Source organism: Streptomyces sp. NPDC004111 (assembly GCF_042874215.1).
GTDB lineage: Bacteria > Actinomycetota > Actinomycetes > Streptomycetales > Streptomycetaceae > Streptomyces.
In genome coordinates this window covers 301639-325291 of sequence record NZ_JBIAMU010000003.1, presented here as the reverse complement: position 1 = coordinate 325291, position 23653 = coordinate 301639, and the positions used below count along the sequence as shown (strand labels likewise).

1 protein-coding gene is annotated in these 23653 nt (G+C 71.5%); it reads left to right on the top strand.

Going from position 1 to position 23653, the window contains the following annotated elements:
- The first annotated feature begins 78 nt into the window (after positions 1–78).
- Positions 79–23643, top strand: coding sequence for a non-ribosomal peptide synthase/polyketide synthase (locus ACFYVL_RS08395; protein WP_389242075.1), 23565 nt, complete (start codon positions 79–81; stop codon positions 23641–23643).
- The last annotated feature ends 10 nt before the right edge of the window (positions 23644–23653 follow it).

Genomic DNA, 23653 nt, shown 5'->3' with positions numbered 1-23653 from the left:
CGCCCGGAGGCGGCCGGGCCTCAAGTCCCGCCACACCCTTCCCCGTTCAGTCCGTCACCTGTCGTAGAGAGCACCCCGATGATTCCTCTGTCCTTTGCCCAGCAGCGGTTGTGGTTCCTCGGTGAGCTGCAGGGACCCCACGGCATGTACAACATCCCGATCACTCTGCGGCTGACCGGTGACCTGAACCAGAAGGCCCTGCACACGGCACTGACCGATCTGGTCGAACGCCATGAGGCGCTGCGCACACTGATCGCCACCGAGGACGGCGTCCCCGAGCAGAGGATCCTCACCCCGGAGGACGCCGGCCCGGAGCTGCCGGTGACCACGGTGACGGAGGACGAGGTGGCGCGCGTGGTGGCGGAGGAATCCGTGCGGCCGTTCGACCTCTCCCGCGAGATCCCGCTGCGGGCACGTCTTCTCGCGGTGGCCCCGCACGACCACGTACTGATCCTGGTGACCCATCACATCGCCGGCGACGGCTGGTCCCTGGTGCCCCTGGCACGGGACGTCTCCGCCGCGTACACCGCCCGGTGCGAGGGCCGGGCCCCCGCCTGGGAGCCGCTGCCGATCCAGTACGCCGACTACGCCCTCTGGCAGCGCGAACTCCTCGCGGGCGAGGACGACCCGGCGAGCTTCCTGAACCAGGAACTGTCGTACTGGCGGAAGGCGCTGGCCGACCTGCCGGAGGAACTCGCCCTGCCGTTCGACCGACCGCGCCCCGCCGTGCCGAGCCACCGCGACGGCAGCGCGGACCTCGCCGTGCCCGCCGACCTCCATCAGCGGCTGACCGCCCTTGCCCGCGCCGAGGGCGTCACCCTGTACGCGGTGCTCCACGCGGCGCTCGCCACCCTGCTCTCCCGGCTCGGCGCCGGCACCGACATCCCCATCGGCACGCCGGTGGCCGGGCGCACCGAAGTCGCGCTCACCGACCTCGTCGGCTTCTTCGTGAACACCCTGGTGATCCGCGGCGACCTGTCGGGACGCCCCTCGTTCCGCGACGTGCTGGCCCGGGTGCACGAACGGAACCTGGACGCGCTCACCCATCAGGAACTGCCCTTCGAGCGGCTGGTGGAGGATCTGGCGCCCGCCCGGTCCATAGCCCGGCAGCCGTTGTTCCAGGTCATGCTGGTGCTTCAGGACAACGCCGAGCCGGCCCTCGCACTGCCCGGCCTCGACGTGACCGTGCTGGCCGGCACGGACACGCCGGCCAGGGCCGACCTCTCCGTGTCCGTCAGGGAGACCTTCGGCCCCGGCGGCGTCCCGGCCGGCCTCACCGGCGGGATCGGCTACGCGGCGGACCTGTTCGACCACGGCACGGTGCGGACACTGACCGAGCGGCTGGTCCGGCTGCTCGACGCGGTGACCGCCGACCCGGCACGGCCCGTCGACGACCTCGACCTGCTCGACCCGGCCGAACGCCGCCAGGTCGTCAGCGGATGGAACGACACCGCGTACGACGTCCCGGCCGCGACACTGCCCGAGCTGTTCGAGGCGCAGGCGGCCCGTACCCCCGACGCGACCGCGGTGGTGTTCGGCGACACCGAACTCTCGTACACCGACCTCAACGCCCGCGCCAACCGGCTCGCCCGCCGCCTGGCCGACCACGGTGCCGGTACGGAGTCCCTCGTCGGGGTGCACCTCGAACGCTCCACCGACCTGGTCGTCACCCTCCTGGCCGTCGTGAAGACAGGCGCCGCCTACCTTCCCCTCGACCCCGCCCACCCCACCGACCGGATCGCCCACCTCCTGTCCGACGCCCGGCCCGCCGTCGTCGTCACCACCGGCGACCTGCACCCGCACCTGCCCACCGGCGAGAAGGCGCGGCAGTTCGTCCTCGACGACCCGCAGACGGTACGCGCCCTCGGCGCTCTGCCCGCGACCGACCTCGACGACGGCGAACGCAACGGTGCACTGCTGCCCGCGCACCCGGCGTACGTCATCCACACGTCCGGCTCCACCGGCCGGCCCAAGGGCGTCGCCGTGCCGCACCAGGGGGTGGTCAACCGGCTGCGGTGGATGCAGCACACGTACCCGATCGGAGCCTCGGACCGGGTGCTGCAGAAGACCCCCTTCGGATTCGACGTGTCCGTCTGGGAGTTCTTCTGGCCCCTCCTCCAGGGCGCCGCCCTGGTCGTGGCCCGCCCCGGCGGGCACCGCGACCCCGCCTACCTGGCCGACCTCATCCGGACCCGGCACGTCACCGTCAGCCATTTCGTCCCCTCCATGCTGCGGGCCTTCCTCACCGAACCCTCCGCCTCCGAGTGCACCGGCCTGCGCGCCGTCCTGTGCAGCGGCGAAGCCCTCACGCCCGAACTCCGCGACCACTTCCTGCGCACCCTGAACGTCCCCCTGCACAACCTCTACGGCCCCACCGAAGCCTCCGTGGACGTCACCCACGCCTCACACCTCACCAGCGACGACCCGGTGGTCCCCATCGGCCGACCCGTGTGGAACACCCGGACCTACGTACTCGACACCGCCCTGCGGCCGGTACCGCCGGGCGTCCCCGGCGAGCTCTACCTCGCCGGTGTCCAGCTCGCCCGTGGCTACCTGGGGCGTCCCGGTCTGACGGCCGAGCGGTTCGTGGCGAACCCGTACGGCGGGCCGGGGGAGCGGATGTATCGCACCGGTGACCTGGTGCGGTGGTCCGTGGACGGGCAGTTGGAGTATCTGGGTCGTACGGACGACCAGGTCAAGATCCGTGGTTTTCGTATTGAACCCGGTGAGGTGGAGGCCGCGTTGGCCTCGCACTCGGCGGTGTCGCAGGCCGCTGTCGTGGTCCGTGAGGACCGGCCCGGTGACAAGCGCCTCGTCGGGTACGTCGTCGCCGCCCCGGACCTGGACGGCGCCGCCGTCCGCACCCATCTGCTCGGCGTGCTGCCCGAGCACCTGGTGCCCTCGGCCGTGGTGGTCCTGGACGCCCTCCCGCTCACGGTGAACGGCAAGCTCGACCGGGCCGCCCTGCCCGCGCCCGAGTACACCCCGGAGCACGGCGGCCGAGGGCCGCGCACCGCGCGCGAGGGAATCCTCTGCGACGCCTTCGCCGAGGTCCTCGGCCGGCCGCAGGTCGGGGTGGACGACAACTTCTTCGACCTCGGCGGGCACTCGCTGCTCGCGGTGACGCTGGTCGAGCGGCTGCGCGCGACCGGCCTGACGATCGACGTACGTTCCCTGTTCACCACGCCCACCGTGGCGGGACTCGCGGCGACCACCGGCCGACCCGAGGTGCACGTTCCCGAGAACCGGATTCCGGCCGGTTCACAGGTCATCACCCCGGACATGCTGCCCCTGGTCGACCTGACCGCAGCGCACATCGCGGACATCACCGCCCGCGTTCCCGGCGGCGCCGCGAACGTGGCGGACGTGTACCCGCTCGCGCCGCTCCAGGAAGGCATCCTCTTCCACCACCTCATGGGCGACGGGACCACGGACGCGGACGTGTACGTCCTGCCCACCGTGCTGCGCTTCGACTCCCGCGACAGACTCGACGCGTTCGTGACCGCCCTGCGGAAAGTGGTGGACCGGCACGACAACCTGCGAACGGCGGTGCTCTGGGAAGGGCTGCCCGAACCGGTGCAGGTGGTGCTCCGGCGCGCCGAACTGCCGGTGCGGGAAGTGGTGCTGCCCGACGGCACGGACGCCGCGACGCCCGACCACGAACTGGTCGCCCGGCTGCTGGCGGAATGCCCCTCCGCCATGGCCCTCGGCAGTGCCCCGCTGATCCGCCTGCACGTCGCGGCGCAGCCGGGCGGCGCACAGTGGCTCGCACTGGTGCAGGTCCACCACCTGATCCAGGACCACACCGCGCTGGACGTCATCCTGGACGAGGTACAGGCGTTCATCGAGGGACGCGACGGCGAACTGCCCGCGCCCGCGCCGTACCGCGACGTCGTCGCCCAGGCGCGAGGCCAGGTGTCCCCGCAGGAACACGAAACGTACTTCGGCCGCCTGCTGGGCGACGTCACCGAGCCGACGGCCCCCTTCGGGCTGGTGGACGTCCGGGGAGACGGCACAGGGGCCACCGAGTCCACCGCCGTCATGGATCCGGGACTCGCCGGGCGGCTCCGTACGCAGGCACGGCGCCTCGGCGTGAGCCCGGCGACGCTGTTCCACGTCGTATGGGCCCGCGTGCTGGCCGCGACCTCCGGACGCGACGACGTGGTCTTCGGGACGATCCTGTTCGGCCGGATGGGTGCGGGAGCCGAACGGGCCGTGGGTCTGTTCATCAACACCCTCCCCGTCCGGGTCGGCACCGGTGGCGCCGGAACGCGTGACGTGGTGCGCGCCGTACAGGCCCAGCTGGCCGAACTGCTGCTGCACGAACACGCACCACTCGCGCTGGCACAGCGCGCGAGCGGGCTGCGCGGGGACGCCCCGCTGTTCACCTCGCTCCTGAACTACCGGCACAGGAGGGCGGATTCAGAGACCGCGCGTGACGGGCTGCCGGGTGTGGATGTGCTGTTCATGCAGGAGCGGACGAACTACCCCGTCGGAATGATCGTCGACGACACCGGAAACGACTTCGTGCTCACGGCACAGGTCGTCGCGCCCGGGTCGCCCGACGTCCTGTGCGCCATGATGGAGACCGTCGGCGAAGGGGTCGTCGCCGCGCTGGAGTCGGCACCGGAAGCACCGCTCGGCGACATCGACGTGCTGGGCGCGGATGAGCGTCGGCGTGTGCTGGTGGAGTGGAGCGGGACGGTGCGGGAGGTGCCGCGCGCGACCCTTTCCGAGCTGTTCGAGGCGCAGGCCGCGCGTACTCCGGGTGCGACGGCGGTGGTGTTCGGCGAGGTGGAGGTTTCCTACGCCGAACTCAATAGCCGTGCGAATCGTTTTGCGCGTCTGCTGGTGGAGCGGGGGGTGGGTCCGGAGTGGTTGGTCGCTTTGGCTCTGCCTCGGTCGGTGGAGCTGGTTGTGGCGGTGCTGGCGGTGGCGAAGGCGGAGGGTGCTTCGCTGCCGGTGGACCTTGCGTACCCTGCGGAGCGGATTGCTTATCTGCTTGCCGATGGGCGGCCCGCGTTGGTCGTGACGGTGGAGGCGGAGCGGGAGAGACTGGCGGGGGCTGGTGTTGCGCAGCTGTGTGTGGATGATGCGCGGGTGCGGCGGGCCGTGTCGGTTCTGCCGGGTGGTGATCTGTCGGATGCGGAGCGGCGGGTTGGTCTGCTGGCGGCTCATCCCGCGTATGTGATCTACACCTCTGGTTCCACCGGGCGTCCCAAGGGTGTTGCGGTGACTCATGAGGGTCTGTCGAGTCTGGTGGTCGCGCAGGCGGAGAGGTTCGCGGTCACGGCCGGCAGCCGGGTGTTGCAGTTCGCCTCACCCAGCTTCGACGCCGCGATGGCCGAAATGGTGGTCACTCTGTGCACCGGCGCCACCCTCGTCACCGCCGGCCGGGACGAGCTGCTCCCCGGCCCGGCCCTGACCCGGCTCATCACCCACCAGAACGTCACCCACGCCACTCTTCCCCCCGCCGTCCTCCCCGAGCTCAACCCCGACGATCTTCCTCACCTGACCACCCTCATCACCGCCGGCGAAGCACTTCCCGCGTACCAGGTCGCCCCCTGGGCCGCCCACCGCACCCTCGTCAACGCCTACGGCCCGACCGAATCCACCGTCTGCGCCACCACCGCCCAGCTCACCCCTTCCACCGGCGTCCGTATCGGCACTCCCATCGCCAACACCCGCCTCTACGTCCTGAACACCGCCCTGCAACCGGTCGCTCCCGGAGTCCCCGGCGAGCTCTACCTCACCGGCCCCGGCCTCGCCCGTGGCTACCTGGGGCGTCCCGGTCTGACCGCCGAGCGGTTCGTGGCGAACCCGTACGGCGGGCCGGGGGAGCGGATGTACCGCACCGGTGACCTGGTCCGCTGGTTCGCCGAGGGGCAGTTGGAGTATTTGGGTCGTACGGACGACCAGGTCAAGATCCGTGGTTTCCGTATTGAACCCGGTGAGGTGGAGGCCGCGTTGGCCTCGTATCCGGCGGTGTCGCAGGCCGCTGTCGTGGTCCGTGAGGACCGGCCCGGTGACAAGCGCCTCGTCGGGTACGTCGTCGCCGCCCCGGACGTGGACGGCGCCACTGTCCGCACCCATCTGGCCGGTGTGCTGCCCGAGCACCTGGTGCCCTCGGCCGTGGTGGTCCTGGACGCCCTCCCGCTCACGGTGAACGGCAAGCTCGACCGGGCCGCCCTTCCAGCCCCCGCGTACGGGACACCCGAGGAGATCCGGGAGCCCCGAACCCCGCAGCAACAGCTCCTGTGCCAGCTGTTCGCCGACGTACTCGGCGTGCCGCAGGTCGGGGTGGACGACAACTTCTTCGACCTCGGCGGGCACTCGCTGCTGGCGACGCGCCTGGTCGGCCGTATCCGTGCCGCCCTCGGGGCCGAGATCCCGATCCGGGCCCTGTTCGAAACCCCCACCGTCGCCGGACTCGCCGACCGTCTGACCGGCGCCGGGACAGCACGCCGCAGGCTGACCGCCGGGCCGCGCCCCGAGCCGGTGCCCCTTTCCTTCGCCCAGCAACGGCTGTGGTTCCTCGGTGAACTCGAAGGATTCTCCGGGCTCTACAACATCCCCATCACCCTCCGCCTCACCGGAGACCTCGACCGCAACGCCCTGCGCGCGTCCCTCCACGACGTCATCACCCGGCACGAAGTCCTGCGCACCGTCTTCCCGAGCACCGACGGCTCGCCGCAACAGCACGTCCTCGCCCCGGACGCGATCGACCCCGGCCCCCTGCTGCCCGTGACCGACGTGCCCGAGGCCGGGATCGGCCAGGCCGTCAGGGACGAGACCGCCCGCGCCTTCGACCTGGCCCGTGAAATCCCCCTGAGGGCAAGGCTGTTGGCGGTGGCGCCGCAGGATCATGTCCTGGTGGTGGTGCTGCATCACGTCGCCGGTGACGGATGGTCCCTCGCCCCGCTGGCGCGGGACATTTCCCTCGCGTACGCCGCCCGGTGCGAGGGCCGGGTTCCCGCCTGGGAGCCGCTGCCGGTCCAGTACGCCGACTACACGCGCTGGCAGCGCGAACTCCTCGGGGACGAGAGCGCCCCCGGAAGCCCGCACAGCACGCAGTTGACGTACTGGCGCGAGGCCCTGGCCGGTCTGCCCGAAGAACTCGCCCTGCCCAGCGACCGCCCCCGGCCGCAGGTGGCGTCCCACCGGGGCGCCTCCACCGCCGTCCACGTCGACGCCGACCTGCACGCACGGCTGGCCGCGCTGGCCCGCGCCGAGGGCGTCACCCTGTTCATGGTGCTCAACGCCGCACTGGCGACCCTGCTCTCCCGGCTCGGGGCGGGCACCGACATCCCCGTCGGCACGCCCGTCGCGGGGCGCACCGACGAGAGCCTGAACGACCTCGTCGGCTGCTTCGTGAACACCCTGGTGATCCGTACCGACGTCTCGGGCGACCCCTCGTTCCGGGAGGTGCTGCGGCGCGTCCGCGAGCAGAGCCTCAACGCGCTCGCCCACCAGGACCTCCCGTTCGAACGGCTGGTGGAGGACCTGGCGCCCGCCCGCTCCATGGCCCGCCACCCCCTCTTCCAGGTCATGCTGGCCCTGCAGAACACCACCGCCCCGGCACTCGACCTGCCCGGCCTGGAGAGCCGCCTGCTGTCCAACGGGGACCTGCCCGCCAAGTTCGACCTCGACCTCCAGCTCCGCGAGGCCCACACCGAAGGCCGCCCGGCGGGCCTCAGCGGCACCCTCACCTACGCGGCCGACCTGTACGACCGCACCACCGTGGACACGCTCGTCCAACGGCTCGTCCGCGTGCTCGACGCCGTGACCACGGACCCCGCGCTTCCGGTCACCGGACTCGACCTCCTCGGCCCGGCCGAACGCCACCGGATCCTCGTCGAGTGGAACGACACCGGCAACGAAGCGGCACAGGCCACGCTGGCGGAGCTGTTCGAGAACCGGGCGGCCCTGGCTCCCGACGCCACGGCGGTCGCGTACGACGACGCCACACTCTCCTACGCCGAGCTGAACGCGCGGGCGAACCGGCTGGCGCGCCGCCTGCTCGCCCACGGCGTGCGGCCCGAGGACCGGGTGGCGGTGCTGATGGACCGCTCGGCCGATCTGGTGGTCGCGCTGCTGGCGACGGTCAAGGCGGGAGCGGCGTACGTGCCGGTCGACCCGGCCTATCCGGCCGACCGGATCGCCTTCATGCGGGCGGACGCCCGGCCGGCCCTGCTCGTCACCCAGCGGGCCCACGTCCGTACGGACATCCCCGGGGAGCGCGTGGTGGTGGACGACCCCGCCACGGCCGCCGAGCTGTCGGCCCTCGGTGCGGAGAACCTGTCGGACGCGGACCGGGGCGGCAGGCTGCTGCCCGCCCACCCCGCGTACGTGCTCTACACCTCCGGCTCCACGGGACGGCCCAAGGGTGTGGTCGTACCGCAGCAGGCCGTCGTCCGTCTCGTCCGGCAGGCGAACTACGTGGCGCTGGGCACCGACGATGTCGTCGCCCAGGCGTCGTCCGTGTCGTTCGACGCGGCCACTTTCGAGATCTGGGGTGCGCTGGTCAACGGTGCGACGCTGGTGGGCGTCGACCGGGACGTACTGCTTTCGCCCGAACGGCTCACCGCGCGGATCGAGCGCAGTGGAATCACCACGATGTTCGTCACCACCGCCCTGTTCCACCGCCTCGCCGCGGAGTCGCCACAGGTGCTCGGACGCCTGCGGCACCTGCTGTTCGGCGGCGAGGCGGTCGATCCGCTCGCGGTTCGGCGGGTCCTGGAACTCGCCGTGCCGGAACACCTGCTGCACGTGTACGGGCCGACGGAGACGACGACGTTCGCGACCCGGCACGTGGTGCGACGGGGCGGGGGCGGATCCGTGCCGATCGGCGGACCGGTCTCCGGCACCAGGCTGTACGTCCTGGACGCCACGCTGCGGCCGGTGCCGCCGGGGACGGCGGGGGAGCTGTACGTGGCCGGGGCCGGCCTGGCCCGGGGCTACTTCGACCGGCCGGGGCTGACCTGCGAACGGTTCGTGGCGAACCCGTACGGCGGGCCGGGGGAGCGGATGTACCGGACCGGGGACCTGGTCCGCTGGACCGCCGACGGGCAGCTCGCGTTCCTCGGCCGCACCGACGCCCAGGTGAAGATCCGCGGCTTCCGCATCGAACCCGCCGAGATCGAAACCGCACTGACGTCCCACCCCGCCGTCGCACGGGCCACCGTGGTCGTCCGCGAGGACACCCCCGGCGACAAGCGCCTCGTCGGCTACGTCGTCCCGGGCGGCGACGCGAACGGTGCCGCCCCCGGTGCCGCTCCCGACGGTGCCGCCCGCGACGGCGCCGTACAGGCCGGAGAGGACCCCAGTCTCACGAACGTCGGCCGAACGCCCGTGAGGGGCACCGGCCGTGAGGACACGCCGGGCGTCGACGGCCCGAACGGCGGGAATGACAGCCGGGACCGCGGGATCGACGGCCCGGCGGTCCGGGAGTACGTGGCGCGGCTGCTGCCCGCCCACCTGGTGCCCTCGGCCGTAGTCGTCCTGGACGCGCTCCCGCTCACCGTGAACGGCAAGCTGGACCGCGAGGCCCTGCCCGCCCCGGACCCGACCGCGGCGGGCCCCGGCCGCGAGCCGCGAACCCTCCAGGAACACCTGCTCCGCCAGGCGTTCGCCGATGTCCTCGGCGTGCCGCAGGTCGGGGTGGACGACAGCTTCTTCGACCTCGGCGGGCACTCGCTGCTGGCGACGCGCCTGGTCAGCCGTATCCGTACCGTGCTCGGGGCCGAGATCCCGATCCGGGCCCTGTTCGAAACCCCCACCGTCGCCGCACTCGCCCGGCGCGTCACGGACTCCGCCGCGCCACGCCAGAGGCTGACCGCCGGACCGCGCCCCGAGACCGTCCCGCTGTCCTTCGCCCAGCAACGGCTGTGGTTCCTCGGTGAACTCGAAGGACCCTCCGGGCTCTACAACATCCCCCTCGCCCTCCGCCTCACCGGCGACCTCGACCGCGACGCCCTCCGGGCCGCCCTCCACGACGTCATCACCCGCCACGAGGCTCTCCGTACCGTCTTCCCGAGCGTCGACGGCACGCCACGACAGCACGTCCTAGCCCCGGACGCGATCGACCTCCAGCTGCCCGTGGCCGAGGTGGCGGACGGCGAGTGCGAGCGGGCGGTGGCCGACGCGTCGCACCACCCCTTCGACCTGTCCCGTGAAATCCCCCTGCGGGCGAGGCTGTTCGTGGTGGCGCCGCAGGATCATGTGCTGGTGGTGGTGCTGCATCACGTCGCCGGTGACGGGTGGTCCCTCGCGCCGCTGGCTCGGGACATCTCCACCGCGTACGCCGACCGGTGCGAGGGCCGGGCCCCCTCGTGGGAGCCGCTGCCGGTCCAGTACGCCGACTACGCGCGCTGGCAGCGCGAGCTGCTGGGAGACCCCGACGACGTCGGAAGTGTCCACCACGCCCAACTCGCCGACTGGCGCGCGGCCCTGGCCGATCTGCCGGAGGAACTCGCGCTGCCCAGCGACCGCCCCCGGCTCCCCGTCGCCACCCACCGCGGCGCCACCGCACGCCTGCACATCGACGCCGACCTGCACCAGCGGCTCGCCGCCCTGGCCCGCACCGAAGGCGTCACCCTGTTCATGGTGCTCAACGCCGCGGTGGCGACACTGCTGTCCCGCCTCGGCTCGGGAACGGACATCCCCATCGGAACCTCCGTGGCCGGGCGCACCGACGAGAGTCTGGACGAACTCGTCGGGTTCTTCGTCAACACCCTGGTCATCCGTACCGACGTGTCGGGTGACCCGTCCTTCCGGGAGGTGCTGCGCCGTGTCCGCGAGCAGAGCCTCAACGCCTTCGCCCACCAGGACCTGCCCTTCGAACGGCTGGTGGAGGACCTGGCGCCCGCCCGGTCCATGGCCCGCCACCCCCTCTTCCAGGTCATGCTCGGCCTGCAGAACACCGCACCGCCCGTCCTCCGACTGCCGGGGCTCGAAACCGCCCCGCTGCCCGGCGGCGACCAGCCGGCCAAGTTCGACCTCGACATCCAGCTCCAGGAGACCTTCGCCCCGCACGGCGGGCCCGACGGCCTGACCGGCGTCATCGGCTACGCGACCGACCTGTTCGACCACACCACGGTCGTCACCCTCGGCGCACGGCTCGTCCGGCTCCTCGAAGCCGTGGCCACCGACACCACCCGGCCCGTCACCGGCATCGACCTGCTCGGCCCGGCCGAACGCCACCAGGTCCTCGTGGAGTGGAACGACACGGCGCACGAGGTGCCCACCGCGACCCTCCCGGAGCTGTTCCAGGCGCAGGTGGCCCGTACCCCGGACGCCATCGCCCTCGTGTGCGACGACAGCCAGGTGTCCTACGCCGACCTCGACGCACGCGCCAACCGGCTCGCCCGCCTCCTGGCCACCCACGGCAGCGGCCCCGAACGGCTCGTCGCCCTGGCGCTGCCCCGCTCCACCGACCTCATCGTCGCCGTCCTCGCCGTACTGAAGACGGGCGGTGCCTACCTCCCCCTCGACCCCGACCACCCCGCCGACCGGATCGCCCACCTGCTCGCCGACGCACGACCGGCCCTCCTGGTCACCACGGAAGCCGTCCAGCCCGCAGGAACCGTGCCCCGGCTCGTCCTCGACGACCCGCACACGACGGCCCTCCTCGACGGCCTGCCCGCCGACGACCTCGACGACACCGAGCGGCACGGCCCGCTGCTGCCCGCGCACCCGGCGTACGTCATCTACACCTCGGGCTCCACCGGACGGCCGAAGGGCGTGGCCGTCACCCACCAGGGCGTCGTCAACTACCTCGCCCGCGCCCGGCACGCCCACCCCCACCTCGGCGGCAGCACCCTGCTCCACGCGTCCATGGCGTTCGACCTCGGCGTCACCGCCCTGTACGGCGCGCTCACCAGCGGTGGCCGCCTGCACATCGTCACCTGGGACGAAACCCTCCCCACCGCCCTCGCCGACCACGACATCACCTTCCTCAAAGCCACCCCCAGCCATCTGGCGTTCCTCCAGACACTCCCCGGCAACTGGGCACCCACCGGCCGGCTCATGCTCGGCGGCGAACCCCTGCACACGGCACAACTCCAGCAGTGGCACCGCGACCACCCGGACGTGCCCGTCGTCAACCACTACGGGCCGACCGAGACCACCGTCGGCTGCACCGACCACCTCGTGGACCCCTGCGAGGACTCCGGCCGGGGGACCGTGCCCATCGGCCGCCCGATGTGGAACACCCAGATCTACGTACTCGACCGCGCCCTGCGGCCGGTGGCCCCCGGCACACCCGGCGAGCTGTACGTCGCCGGAGCCCAGCTCGCCCGCGGCTACCTGCACCGCCCCGCCCTCACCGCCGAACGCTTCGTCGCCAACCCCTTCGGCGCACCGGGCCGGCGCATGTACCGCACCGGCGACCTCGCCCGGTGGACCGCCGACGGCCGGCTCGAACACCTCGGCCGTACCGACGACCAGATCAAGATCCGCGGCTTCCGCATCGAGCCCGGCGAAATCGAAGCCGCCCTCACCTCCCACCCCGCGATCACGCAGGCCACCGTGCTCGTCCGCGAGGACAGCCCCGGGGACACGCGCCTCGTCGGCTACGTCGTCCCGGCGACCGACGTTGACGGCGCCACCGTCCGCGCCCATGCGGCCGGTCTGCTGCCCGACCACATGGTGCCGTCGGCCGTGGTCGTCCTGGACGCACTCCCGCTCACCGCCAACGGCAAGCTCGACCGCAGGGCCCTTCCCGCACCCGCGTACGGGACGGCCGTGGGGAGCCGGGAGCCGCGGACCCTCCAGGAACAACTCCTGTGCCAGGTGTTCGCCGCCATTCTCGGCCTGCCGCACGTCGGCGTGGACGACAGCTTCTTCGACCTCGGCGGCCACTCGCTGCTCGCCGTACGGCTGGTCAGCCGCATCCGCACCGTGCTCGGGGCGGAAGTCCCGATCCGTGTCCTGTTCGAGAGCCCGACGGTCGCCGGACTCGCCGTGCGGCTGGCGGACATGGACGACACACGTCCGCGGATCACGCCCCGGCCGCGGCCGGACATCCTGCCGCCGTCCTTCGCCCAGCAGCGGCTGTGGTTCGTGCGGGAACTGGAAGGCTCGAACGCCAACTACAACATCCCGGTCGCCCTGCGCCTGACGGGCGACCTGGACATCGACGCGACACACGCCGCCCTGCGCGACGTCCTCGTACGGCACGAAGCCCTGCGCACCGTGTTCCCGGCACCCGACGGCACACCGCAGCAGCTCGTCCTGGCACCGGAGTCCGTGTCCTTCGACGTGCCGCTCGTCGACATCGCCGAGGCGGACCTGCGGGAGGAGACGGGGCGGGTGTCGCGCGCCGCGTTCGAGCTGCGCACCGACATCCCGCTGCGAGCCTGCCTCTTCAGGCTGAGCCCGCTGGAACACGTGCTGGTGATCGTGGTGCACCACATCGCCGCCGACGCATGGTCGTTGGTCCCGCTGGCGCGCGACGTGTCGGCCGCCTATACGGCCAGGACCGACGGCCGGCCGCCCGTCTGGGAACCACTGCCGGTCCAGTACGCCGACTACACCCTCTGGCAGCGTGATCTCCTCGGCGATCCGGACGACCCCGCGAGCCTCCACCGAGGCCAACTGGCCTTCTGGCGGGAGAGACTGGCCGGGCTGCCCGAAGAACTCGCCCTGCCCGCCGACCGCCCCCGCCCCGGAACGCCCACCCACCGCGGCGACACCTCCGGCCTGCACATCGACGCCGGCCTGCACGCGCGGCTCACCGACCTGGCCCGAGCAGAGGGCGTCACCATGTTCATGGTGCTCAACGCCGCACTGGCGACGCTGCTCTCCCGGCTCGGTGCGGGCACCGACATCCCCATCGGCACCCCCGTCGCCGGCCGCACCGACGAAAACCTCGACCAGCTCGTCGGCTTCTTCATCAACACCCTGGTCATCCGCACCGACCTGTCCGGCGCCCCCACCTTCCGCGACCTGCTCCACCGCGTCCGCGACGAGAGCCTGAACGCCCTCGCCCACCAGGACCTGCCGTTCGAGCGGCTGGTGGAGGATCTCGCCCCGGTCCGGTCCTCGGCCAGACACCCCCTGTTCCAGATCATGCTCGTGCTGCAGAACGTCGCGGCTGCCACGCTCGAACTTCCCGGACTGGACATCGAAAGACTCGACGTCGGCGAAAACCCGGTCTTCGACCTGTCCTTCGTCCTCGGGGAGGAATTCGACGCCGAGGGCGATGCCGCCGGAGTGAACGGAATAGTCACCTTCGCCGCCGATCTGTTCGACCGCGCGACCGTCGACAGGCTCGTCCAACGGCTCGTCCAGGTGCTGGACGCGGTCACAGCCGACCCGGACCTTCCGGTGGACCGCCTCCAGGTGCTGGGCGCGGATGAGCGTCGGCGTGTGCTGGTGGAGTGGAACGGGACGGTGCGGGAGGTGCCGCGCGCGACCCTTTCCGAGCTGTTCGAGGCGCAGGCCGCGCGTACTCCGGGTGCGACGGCGCTGGTGTTCGGTGATGTGGAGGTTTCCTATGCCGAACTCAATAGCCGTGCGAATCGTTTTGCGCGTCTGCTGGCGGAGCGGGGGGTGGGTCCGGAGCGGTTGGTCGCTGTGGCTCTGCCTCGGTCGGTGGAGATGGTTGTGGCGGTGCTGGCGGTCGCGAAGGCGGGGGGTGCTTCGCTGCCGGTGGACCTTGCGTACCCTGCGGAGCGGATTGCTTATCTGCTTGCCGATGGGCGGCCTGCGCTGGTCGTGACGGTGGAGGCGGAGCGGGAGAGGCTGGCGGGGGCCGGTGTTGCGCAGCTGTGTGTGGATGATGCGCGGGTGCGGCGGGCTGTTTCGGTTCTGCCGGGTGGTGATCTGTCGGATGTGGAGCGGCGGGTTGGTCTGCTGGCGGCTCATCCCGCGTATGTGATCTACACCTCTGGTTCCACCGGGCGTCCCAAGGGTGTTGCGGTGACCCATGAGGGTCTGTCGAGTCTGGTGGTCGCGCAGGCGGAGAGGTTCGCGGTCAGGGCCGGCAGCCGGGTGTTGCAGTTCGCCTCACCCAGCTTCGACGCCGCGATGGCCGAAATGGCAGTGACGTTGTGCAGCGGCGCCTGCCTCGTCCTCGCGTCCCAGGACGACCTGATGGGCGGACCCGCACTGGGCCGCTTCATCACCGCCGGCCGGGTGACCCATGTGACGCTCCCGCCGGTCGTGCTGGCCGAGCTCGCGGCGGACAGCCTGCCCACAGTGACGACGCTGGTGACCGCCGGAGAATCACTGCGGCCGGACCTGGCCGCCCGGTGGGCGCAAGGGCGCCGTCTGGTCAACGCCTACGGTCCGACCGAGTCCACGGTCTGTACGACGATGAGTGAGCTGAGCGTCGACAGCGCGATCCCGTACATCGGACAGCCGATCGCCAATACCCGGGTGTTTGTGCTGGATGCTGTGCTGCGGCCGGTGCCGGTCGGGGTGGCGGGGGAGTTGTATGTGTCCGGGTCGGGGTTGGCTCGGGGGTATCTCGACCGGTCTGCTCTGACGGCGGAGCGGTTCGTGGCGAGTCCGTATGGCATCTCCGGTGAGCGGATGTACCGGACCGGGGATCTGGTCCGGTGGAGCGTGGACGGGCAGTTGGAGTATCTGGGGCGTACGGACGACCAGGTCAAGGTGCGCGGCTTCCGCATCGAGCTCGGCGAGGTCGAGACGTCCTTGGCCTCCCATCCGGCTGTGGCTCAGGCAGCAGTGATGGTCCGTGAGGATCAGCCCGGCGACAGGCGTCTGGTCGCGTACGTCGTCCGCGCCGGGGGCTCTGTTCCGCAGATGGACGGCTCCGCCCTGCGCGCCCATGTCGCCGGTCTGCTGCCGGACTACATGGTGCCTGCGGCGGTGGTGTTCCTGGATGCACTCCCGCTCACGGCGAACCGCAAGCTCGACCGCAAGGCCCTGCCCGCTCCCGCATACGGTGCGGGTGTCACCGGCCGGGGTCCGGCGAGCGCACGGGAGGAAGTCCTCTGCGCGCTGGCAGCCGAGGTGCTCACCCTGCCGTCGGTCGGGATCGACGACAACTTCTTCGACCTCGGCGGACACTCCCTGCTGGCCACCCGTCTGGTGAGCCGGATCCGCTCCGTGTTCGGGGTGGAGGTCGCGATCCGGACCCTGTTCGAGGCCCCCACCTTCCGTGAGCTTGCCGGTCGGTTGACGGTTTCGGGTGTGTCCCGGCCGGCGTTGGTGCGGGTGGAGCGGTCTGGGGTGGTGCCGTTGTCGTTCGCGCAGCAGCGGTTGTGGTTCTTGGGGGAGTTGGAGGGTCCTTCGGCGACGTACAACATTCCGTTGGTGCTGCGGTTGGCCGGTGCGCTGGATGTGGATGCGTTGCGTGGGGCGTTGCGTGATGTGGTGGGCCGGCACGAGGTGTTGCGGACGGTGTTCGCGTCGGTGGAGGGCCGGCCGTGTCAGCGGGTGCTGGATGCGGGTGCGGTGGGTGATCTGCTGAGCGTGGTTGATGCGGTGGGGGTGGGAGAGGCCGGGGTGTCTCGGCTGGTGGCGGAGGCGGCTCAGTACCGGTTCGATCTGGCGGGTGAAGTTCCGTTGCGGGCGTGTCTGCTGCGGACCGGTGCTGATGTGCATGTGCTGGTTGTGGTGGTGCATCACATTGCGGGGGACGGGTGGTCGTTGGCTCCGTTGGCGCGTGATGTGTCGAGGGCTTATGCGGCTCGTTCGGGCGGTGGGGTTCCGGTGTGGGACTCGCTGCCGGTGCAGTATGCCGATTACAGCCTGTGGCAACGGGAGTTGCTGGGCGACCAAGCCGACCCGGACAGTCTACTGAGCGAGCAACTCGCCTACTGGCGGAACGAGTTGCGGGCAGCCCCGGAGGAGCTGGCGTTGCCCGTCGACCGGCAGCGTCCGGCGGTCGCCTCCCACCGTGGGGGCATCGTCGGACTGCACATCGACGCCGAAACGCACCGTGCGGTGGTGGAGCTTGCGCGGGCACAGGGTGTGACGGTGTTCATGGTGCTCAACGCCGCCCTGGCGACCCTGCTCTCCCGGCTCGGCGCGGGCACCGACATTCCCATCGGAACTCCCGTTGCCGGTCGGACCGATGAGGCGCTCGACGATCTGGTCGGGTTCTTCGTGAATACGTTGGTGCTGCGGTCGGACGTGTCGGGTGATCCGACGTTCCTGGACCTGCTGGGTCAGGCGCGGGAAAGGGCTCTGGCGGCTTTTGCGCATCAGGATGTGCCGTTCGAGCGTCTGGTGGAGGAGCTTGCACCGGCCCGCTCGATGGCCCGCCACCCCTTGTTCCAGGTGATGCTCACGCTGCAGAACAACACCGCACCGGATCTTGCGCTGCCCGGTCTGACCGTCGAGGTACTGCCCGCCGGTGAGGTGCCGGCCAAGTTCGATCTGGACGTCCAGCTCGGCGAACACTTCGCCGACGACGGAAGCCCCGCAGGTCTGCACGGTGCGCTCACCTACGCCGCCGACCTCTTTGACCACGACACGGCCGCCGGTATCGCCGAACGCTTCCGCCGGGTCCTGGAGACAGTGACCGCAGACCCGGCGGTGCGGGTCGGGCGCGTGGAGATACTCGACGCCGCCGAACGCCACCGCGTCCTGACGGAATGGAACGACACCGCCCGCGACGTACCCCTCGCCACTCTTCCCGAACTGTTCCAGGCCCAGGCAGCCCGCACCCCCGACGCGACCGCGGTCGTGTACGAGGACACCGAACTGTCCTACGCCCAGCTCAACGCCCGAGCCAACCGTCTCGCGCGCCTTCTCCTCGACCGTGGCGCACAGCCCGAGGACATCGTCGCTCTGGCACTTCCACGGTCGATCGACCTCGTCGTCTCCATCCTGGCCGTACTCAAGGCAGGGGCCGCCTACCTGCCCATCGATCCGCGCTATCCCGCGGACCGGATCGCCTACATGCTCACCGACGCCCGACCGGCCGTCCTCATCACCGGCGAAGCAGAGCAGGACATCACCAGCGCCACAGCGCAGGACATCACCAGCGCCACAGCGCAGGACATCACCAGCGCCACAGCGCAGGCCGAACCGCTGCCCGCCGACGTGGTGCGACTGACGCCGGCGGAGGCGCAGCTGCGGGAGGACCTGGCGGCCCACCCCGGCCACGACGTGACCGACGCCGAACGCCACGGCCCACTGCGCGTCGACCATCCCGCCTACGTCATCTACACGTCCGGCTCAACCGGCAGTCCCAAGGGCGTTCTGGTCAGCCACCGGGGCGTGCCGAACCTCGCCGCCGACCACATCGAACGGCTCGGGATCGGCCCCGAGAGCCGGCTGCTCCAGTTCGCCTCGCCCAGTTTCGACGCCTCGGTGGCCGACATGTGGCCGGCCTGGCTGGCGGGCGCGGCCGTGGTGCTGGCTCCGGCGGACCAGATGTCTCCCGGCGCGCCATTGGCGCAACTGGTGGCCAGGCAGCGCGTCACCCATGCGACCCTGCCTCCCGCGACGCTGCCGCTGCTCGCCTCCGTGGGCGGCCTCCCGGAGGCGATGACCCTGGTGGTCGCCGGTGACGTGTGCCCGCCGGAGACCGCGGAGCTGTGGTCCCGCGGTCGGCGCATGCTGAACGTCTACGGGCCGACCGAAGCGACGGTCGCCTCGCTGGCCAGCGCCCCGTTGTCCGGGTCCGGCGTTCCGCCCATCGGCGCGCCCCTGTGGAACATGCGTGCTTACGTCCTGGACTCCGCGCTGCGGCCGGTTCCGCCGGGCGTCGCGGGGGAGTTGTATCTGGCGGGTGTGCAGCTGGCCCGGGGGTACCTGGGCCGGACGGCGCTGACGGCGGAGCGGTTCGTCGCCAACCCGTATGGCACCGCAGGAGAGCGGATGTACCGGACCGGGGATCTTGCCCGGTGGAGCACGGACGGGCAGTTGGAGTATCTGGGGCGTACGGACGACCAGGTCAAGGTGCGCGGGTTCCGTATCGAGCTGGGCGAGGTCGAGGCCGCCCTGACGGCGCACCCGGGTGTTGCCCAGGCGGCTGTCGTCGTCCGTGAGGACCAGCCCGGTGACAGGCGTCTGGTCGGTTATGTGGTTCGCGCCGGGGGTGTTGTTCCGCAGGTGGACGGTTCCGTCCTGCGTGCTCATGTCGCCGGTCTGCTGCCGGACTACATGGTGCCTGCGGCGGTGGTGTTCCTGGACGTACTCCCGCTCACGGCGAACCGCAAGCTCGACCGCAGGGCCCTGCCCGCTCCGGAATACGGCGTGGGTGTCACCGGCCGGGGTCCGGCGAACGTATCGGAGGAAGTCCTCTGCGCGGTCTTCGCCGACGTACTCGCTCTGCCCTCGGTCGGCGTCGACGACAACTTCTTCGAACTCGGCGGCCACTCCCTGCTCGCGGTGACGCTGGTGGAGCGGGCACGTGTGCGGGGGATCGACGTGGACGTCCGCTCGCTGTTCGTCAGCCCGACGGTGGCGGAACTCGCCCTGGCCGTAGAGGAGGCGACCGGCCAGGTGGCCGTCCCGCCGAACGGCATTCCCGCCGACGCCACGGTGATCACGCCGGAGATGGTGACGCTGGCCGACCTCACGGCGCAGGAGATCGACATCATCGTCGCGGAGGTCCCCGGCGGCGCGGCCAACATCGCCGACATCTACCCGCTGGCTCCGTTGCAGGAGGGCATCCTCTTCCACTCCCTGATGGACGGCTCCCAAAGAGACGGTTCCCGGGGAGACGGTTCCCAGGTGGGCGGCGCCCTGGCAGACACTTCCCAAGGGGGCGGCTCTGCCACGAGCAGCGGGAACGCCGGGGACCCCTATGTCCTGCCGATCGTGCTGGACTTCGACTCCCGGGCACGGGTGGACGCGTTCCTCGACGCCGTACAGAGGGTCGTCGACCGGCACGACATCCTGCGCACCTCCTTCGTCTGGAAGGGGCTGCGCGAACCGGTCCAGGTGGTCGCGCGCCGGGCAACGCTCGCCGTGCGGGAGGTGGACCTCCCCGCAGGGGTGGACCAGGACAGTCCGGGGGCGGCGGACCGGCTGCTCGCGGACTGCCCGCCGGGCATGGACCTCTCCCGGGGCCCGCTGCTGCGCGCCCATGTGGCCCGGCAGCCGGGCGAGGACCGCTGGATCATGGTCCTTCAGGTCCATCACCTGATCCAGGACCACACCGCGTTGGACGTGGTCATGGGCGAGGTGGCCGCAGTCCTCGACGGGCGGCAGGACACCCTGCCCGAGCCGCTGCCGTTCCGGGAGTTCGTCGGACAGGCCAGGTCGCGAGTGTCCGCCGAGGAACACGAGAGGTTCTTCGCGGAGCTGCTCAGCGAGGTGAGCGAGCCGAGCGCCCCGTACGGCCTGCTGGACGTGCTCGGCGACGGCCACGGTGTGACCGAGGCGCGGACGCCGCTGGACGCGGGCCTCGCGGAGCGGCTGCGGGAGCAGGCGCGGCGGCTGGGCGTCAGCCCGGCCACGCTGTTCCACGTCGCCTGGGCGCGCGTCGTGTCGGCCACCTCGGGCCGGGACGACGTGGTGTTCGGCACCGTGCTGTTCGGCCGGATGAACGCCGGAGCGGGCGCGGACCGGGTGCCGGGGCTGTTCATGAACACCCTTCCCGTCCGGGTGAACGCGAGCGCCGGGGGAGTGCTGGAAGCGGTACGGGGCATGCAGCGGCAGCTCGCGGAGCTGCTGGTGCACGAACACGCACCGCTGGCGGTGGCGCAGCAGGCCAGCGGAGTTTCCGCGCGGACACCGCTGTTCACCTCACTGTTCAACTACCGCCACAGCGAGGCTGCCGCCGCCGGCACCACGCTCCCCGGCGTCCGCCTGCTCCAGGCACACGAACGCACCAACTACCCGGTCACCGTCAGCGTCGACGACACGGGTGAGGGGTTCGTCGTCAAGACCCAGACGGTCTCCCCGATCGAGCCGCGCGCCCTCGCCTCGATGGTGATGACGGCGGCCGACGCCGTCGTGTCGGCGCTGGAGACGGCACCGTCGACCGCACTCAACCAGGTCGGTGTGGTCCCGGCCGCCGAGCGGGAACGGCTGCTGGTCGCGTGGAACGACACCGCCCGCGATGTTGCTCCCGCGACGCTTCCCGGTCTGTTCGAGGCGCGGGCCCTCCGGTCCCCGGACGCGGTGGCGGTGGTGTTCGAGGGCGTCGGGGTCACCTGTGCGGAGTTGAACGCGCGGGCCAATCGGCTCGCGCGGCTGCTGGTGGCCGAGGGAGCGGGCCCCGAGCGGCGGGTGGCGGTCGTCATGGACCGCTCGGCGGACCTGGTGGTGACGCTGCTGGCCGTGCTCAAGGCGGGTGCGGCGTACGTGCCGATCGACCCGGAGTATCCGGCGGAGCGGGTGGCCGAGGTGCTGCGGGACGCGCGGCCGACAGCGGTGGTGACCACGCGTGGGGCCGAGGGCGTACTGGCGGCGGACGTGGCGCGCGTGGTGCTGGACGACCCGGCGACCGTTGCCGGACTGGCCCGGGCCGCCGACGGGAATCTGTCGGACGCCGACCGGGGCGGGGCACTGCTGCCCGCCCACCCGGCGTACGTCATCTACACGTCGGGCTCCACCGGGCGGCCCAAGGGGGTGGCGGTCCCGCACGCCGGTGTGGTGAACCGGCTGGCGTGGATGGGGGAGGTCCACCGGCTCACCCCGGACGACCGGGTGGTGCAGAAGACACCGTTCGGGTTCGACGTGTCGGTGTGGGAACTGTTCTGGCCGCTGCTCGGCGGCGCCACCCTGGTGATGGCCCGCCCCGGCGGTCACCGTGACCCGGCCTATCTGGCGGAGCTGATCCGGCATGAGCGGGTGACCGTCGCCCACTTCGTACCGTCGATGCTGGAGATGTTCGTCTCGGCGGCGGAGACGGCGGCGGACGCGGTGGCGCAGACGGCAGTGGAGGCGTCGGCGGTGGCAGCTGCGGAGGCGTCGCGGTGGGCGTTGCCGTCGCTGAGGGCGGTCATGGCCAGTGGTGAGGCGCTGTCGGAGGGGCTGCGGGACCGGTTCGCGGCATCGTTCGATGTGCCGTTGCACAACCTGTACGGGCCGACCGAGGCGTCCATCGAGGTCACCGCGTTCGCCTGTGAGCCGGGTGCGGGTTCGGGTGGGGGTGTGCCGATCGGGCGGCCGGTGTGGAACACGCGGGTGTTCGTGCTGGACGGTGTGTTGCGGCCGGTTCCGGTTGGGGTGGCGGGGGAGTTGTATCTGGCGGGAGTGCAGTTGGCGCGGGGATATCTGGACCGTCCCGGGCTGACCGCCGAGCGGTTCGTGGCCAATCCGTACGGCGTCGCGGGTGAGCGGATGTACCGGACCGGGGACCTGGTCCGGTGGAACAGCGACGGGCAGTTGGAGTATCTGGGGCGCACCGACGACCAGGTGAAGGTGCGTGGGTTCCGTATCGAACTCGGTGAGGTCGAGGCCGCCCTGCTCACCCACCCGTCCGTCGCACAGGCGGCCGTGGTGGTGCGGGAGGACCAGCCTGGCGACCCGCGCCTCACCGGCTACATCGTTCCGGTGAGCGGTCCGGACGGCGATGCGGACATCGCCGAAGTCCGGGCCGGCCTGTCGGCTGTGCTGCCCGCGCACATGGTGCCGTCCGCGCTCGTCCGGCTGGAGGACGGACTGCCGCTGACGGTGAGCGGCAAGCTCGACCGCAGGGCGCTGCCCGTCCCGGACCACTCGACCGGGCACCCGAGCAGGCAGCCGGGCACCTCCCGCGAATACCTGCTCCGTGAGGTGTTCGCCGACGTACTCGGCCTTCCCGAGGTCGGGATGGACGACAACTTCTTCGAACTCGGGGGACACTCGCTGCTCGCCGTACGGCTGGTGGGTGAGATCCGCGACGCCACCGGTACGCAGCTGTCACTCGCGAGCGTGTTCCAGACCCCGACCGTGGCGGGCCTGGCGTCGCTGCTCGGCACCGGGGCCGAGGCAGATCTCGTCCAGCCGGTGGTGGCGCTGCGCGGGCACGGGGACCTGCCGCCGCTGTTCTGCCTGCCTCCCGCGAGCGGTTTCGGCCTGTCCTACCTCGGTCTGGTGCGGCACCTGGACGTCGGCCGGCCCGTGTACGGGCTGCAGGCTCCGGGCGTCACCCTCGCGCGGACGGCCCCGGCCGACCTCGACGAGCTGGTCACCTGGTACGTCGACCACATCACGGGCGTCCAGCCGAGCGGCCCCTACCACCTGCTCGGCTGGTCCATGGGCGGCAACCTCGGCCACGCCGTCGCGGTCCGGCTCCAGGAGAGGGGGCAGCAGGTCGCGCTGCTGGCCGTGATGGACGCCTACCCGCCGGACACCGACGCCCCGTACGAGGAGGCCGACGACCACACCGTCATGGTGCAGCTCCTGCACGCCCTCGGGCACCCGGTGGAAACCTCGGACCGGCCGCTCACCGTGCCCGGAACACTGAAGATCATCAAGGAGGAGATCCCGGCCCTGAAGCAGCTCACCGAGGACCACGTCCGAGGGGTGGTCCAGAACACCCGCGACAACTGGCGGATGGTCCGGCACACCACGCCGGGACACTTCACCGGCGACATCCTCCACTTCCCCGCAACCGGGACCGGGTACGCGGAGGAAGAGGTCCGCAGGCGGTGGGCCCCTCACTTCACCGGGAACCTGCACGTCCATCCCGTCGCCTCCGCGCACCACCGGATGACCCGGCCCGAGCCGCTGCGTCAGGTGGGGACGGTGCTGGCCGCCTTCCTGGCGAGGCTTCCGCAGTGATGTCGGGGCC

Excerpts from the sequence above, each read along its gene's own strand:
- ACFYVL_RS08395 (WP_389242075.1), top strand. The coding sequence starts at position 79 with ATGATTCCTCTGTCCTTTGCCCAGCAGCGGTTGTGGTTCCTCGGTGAG.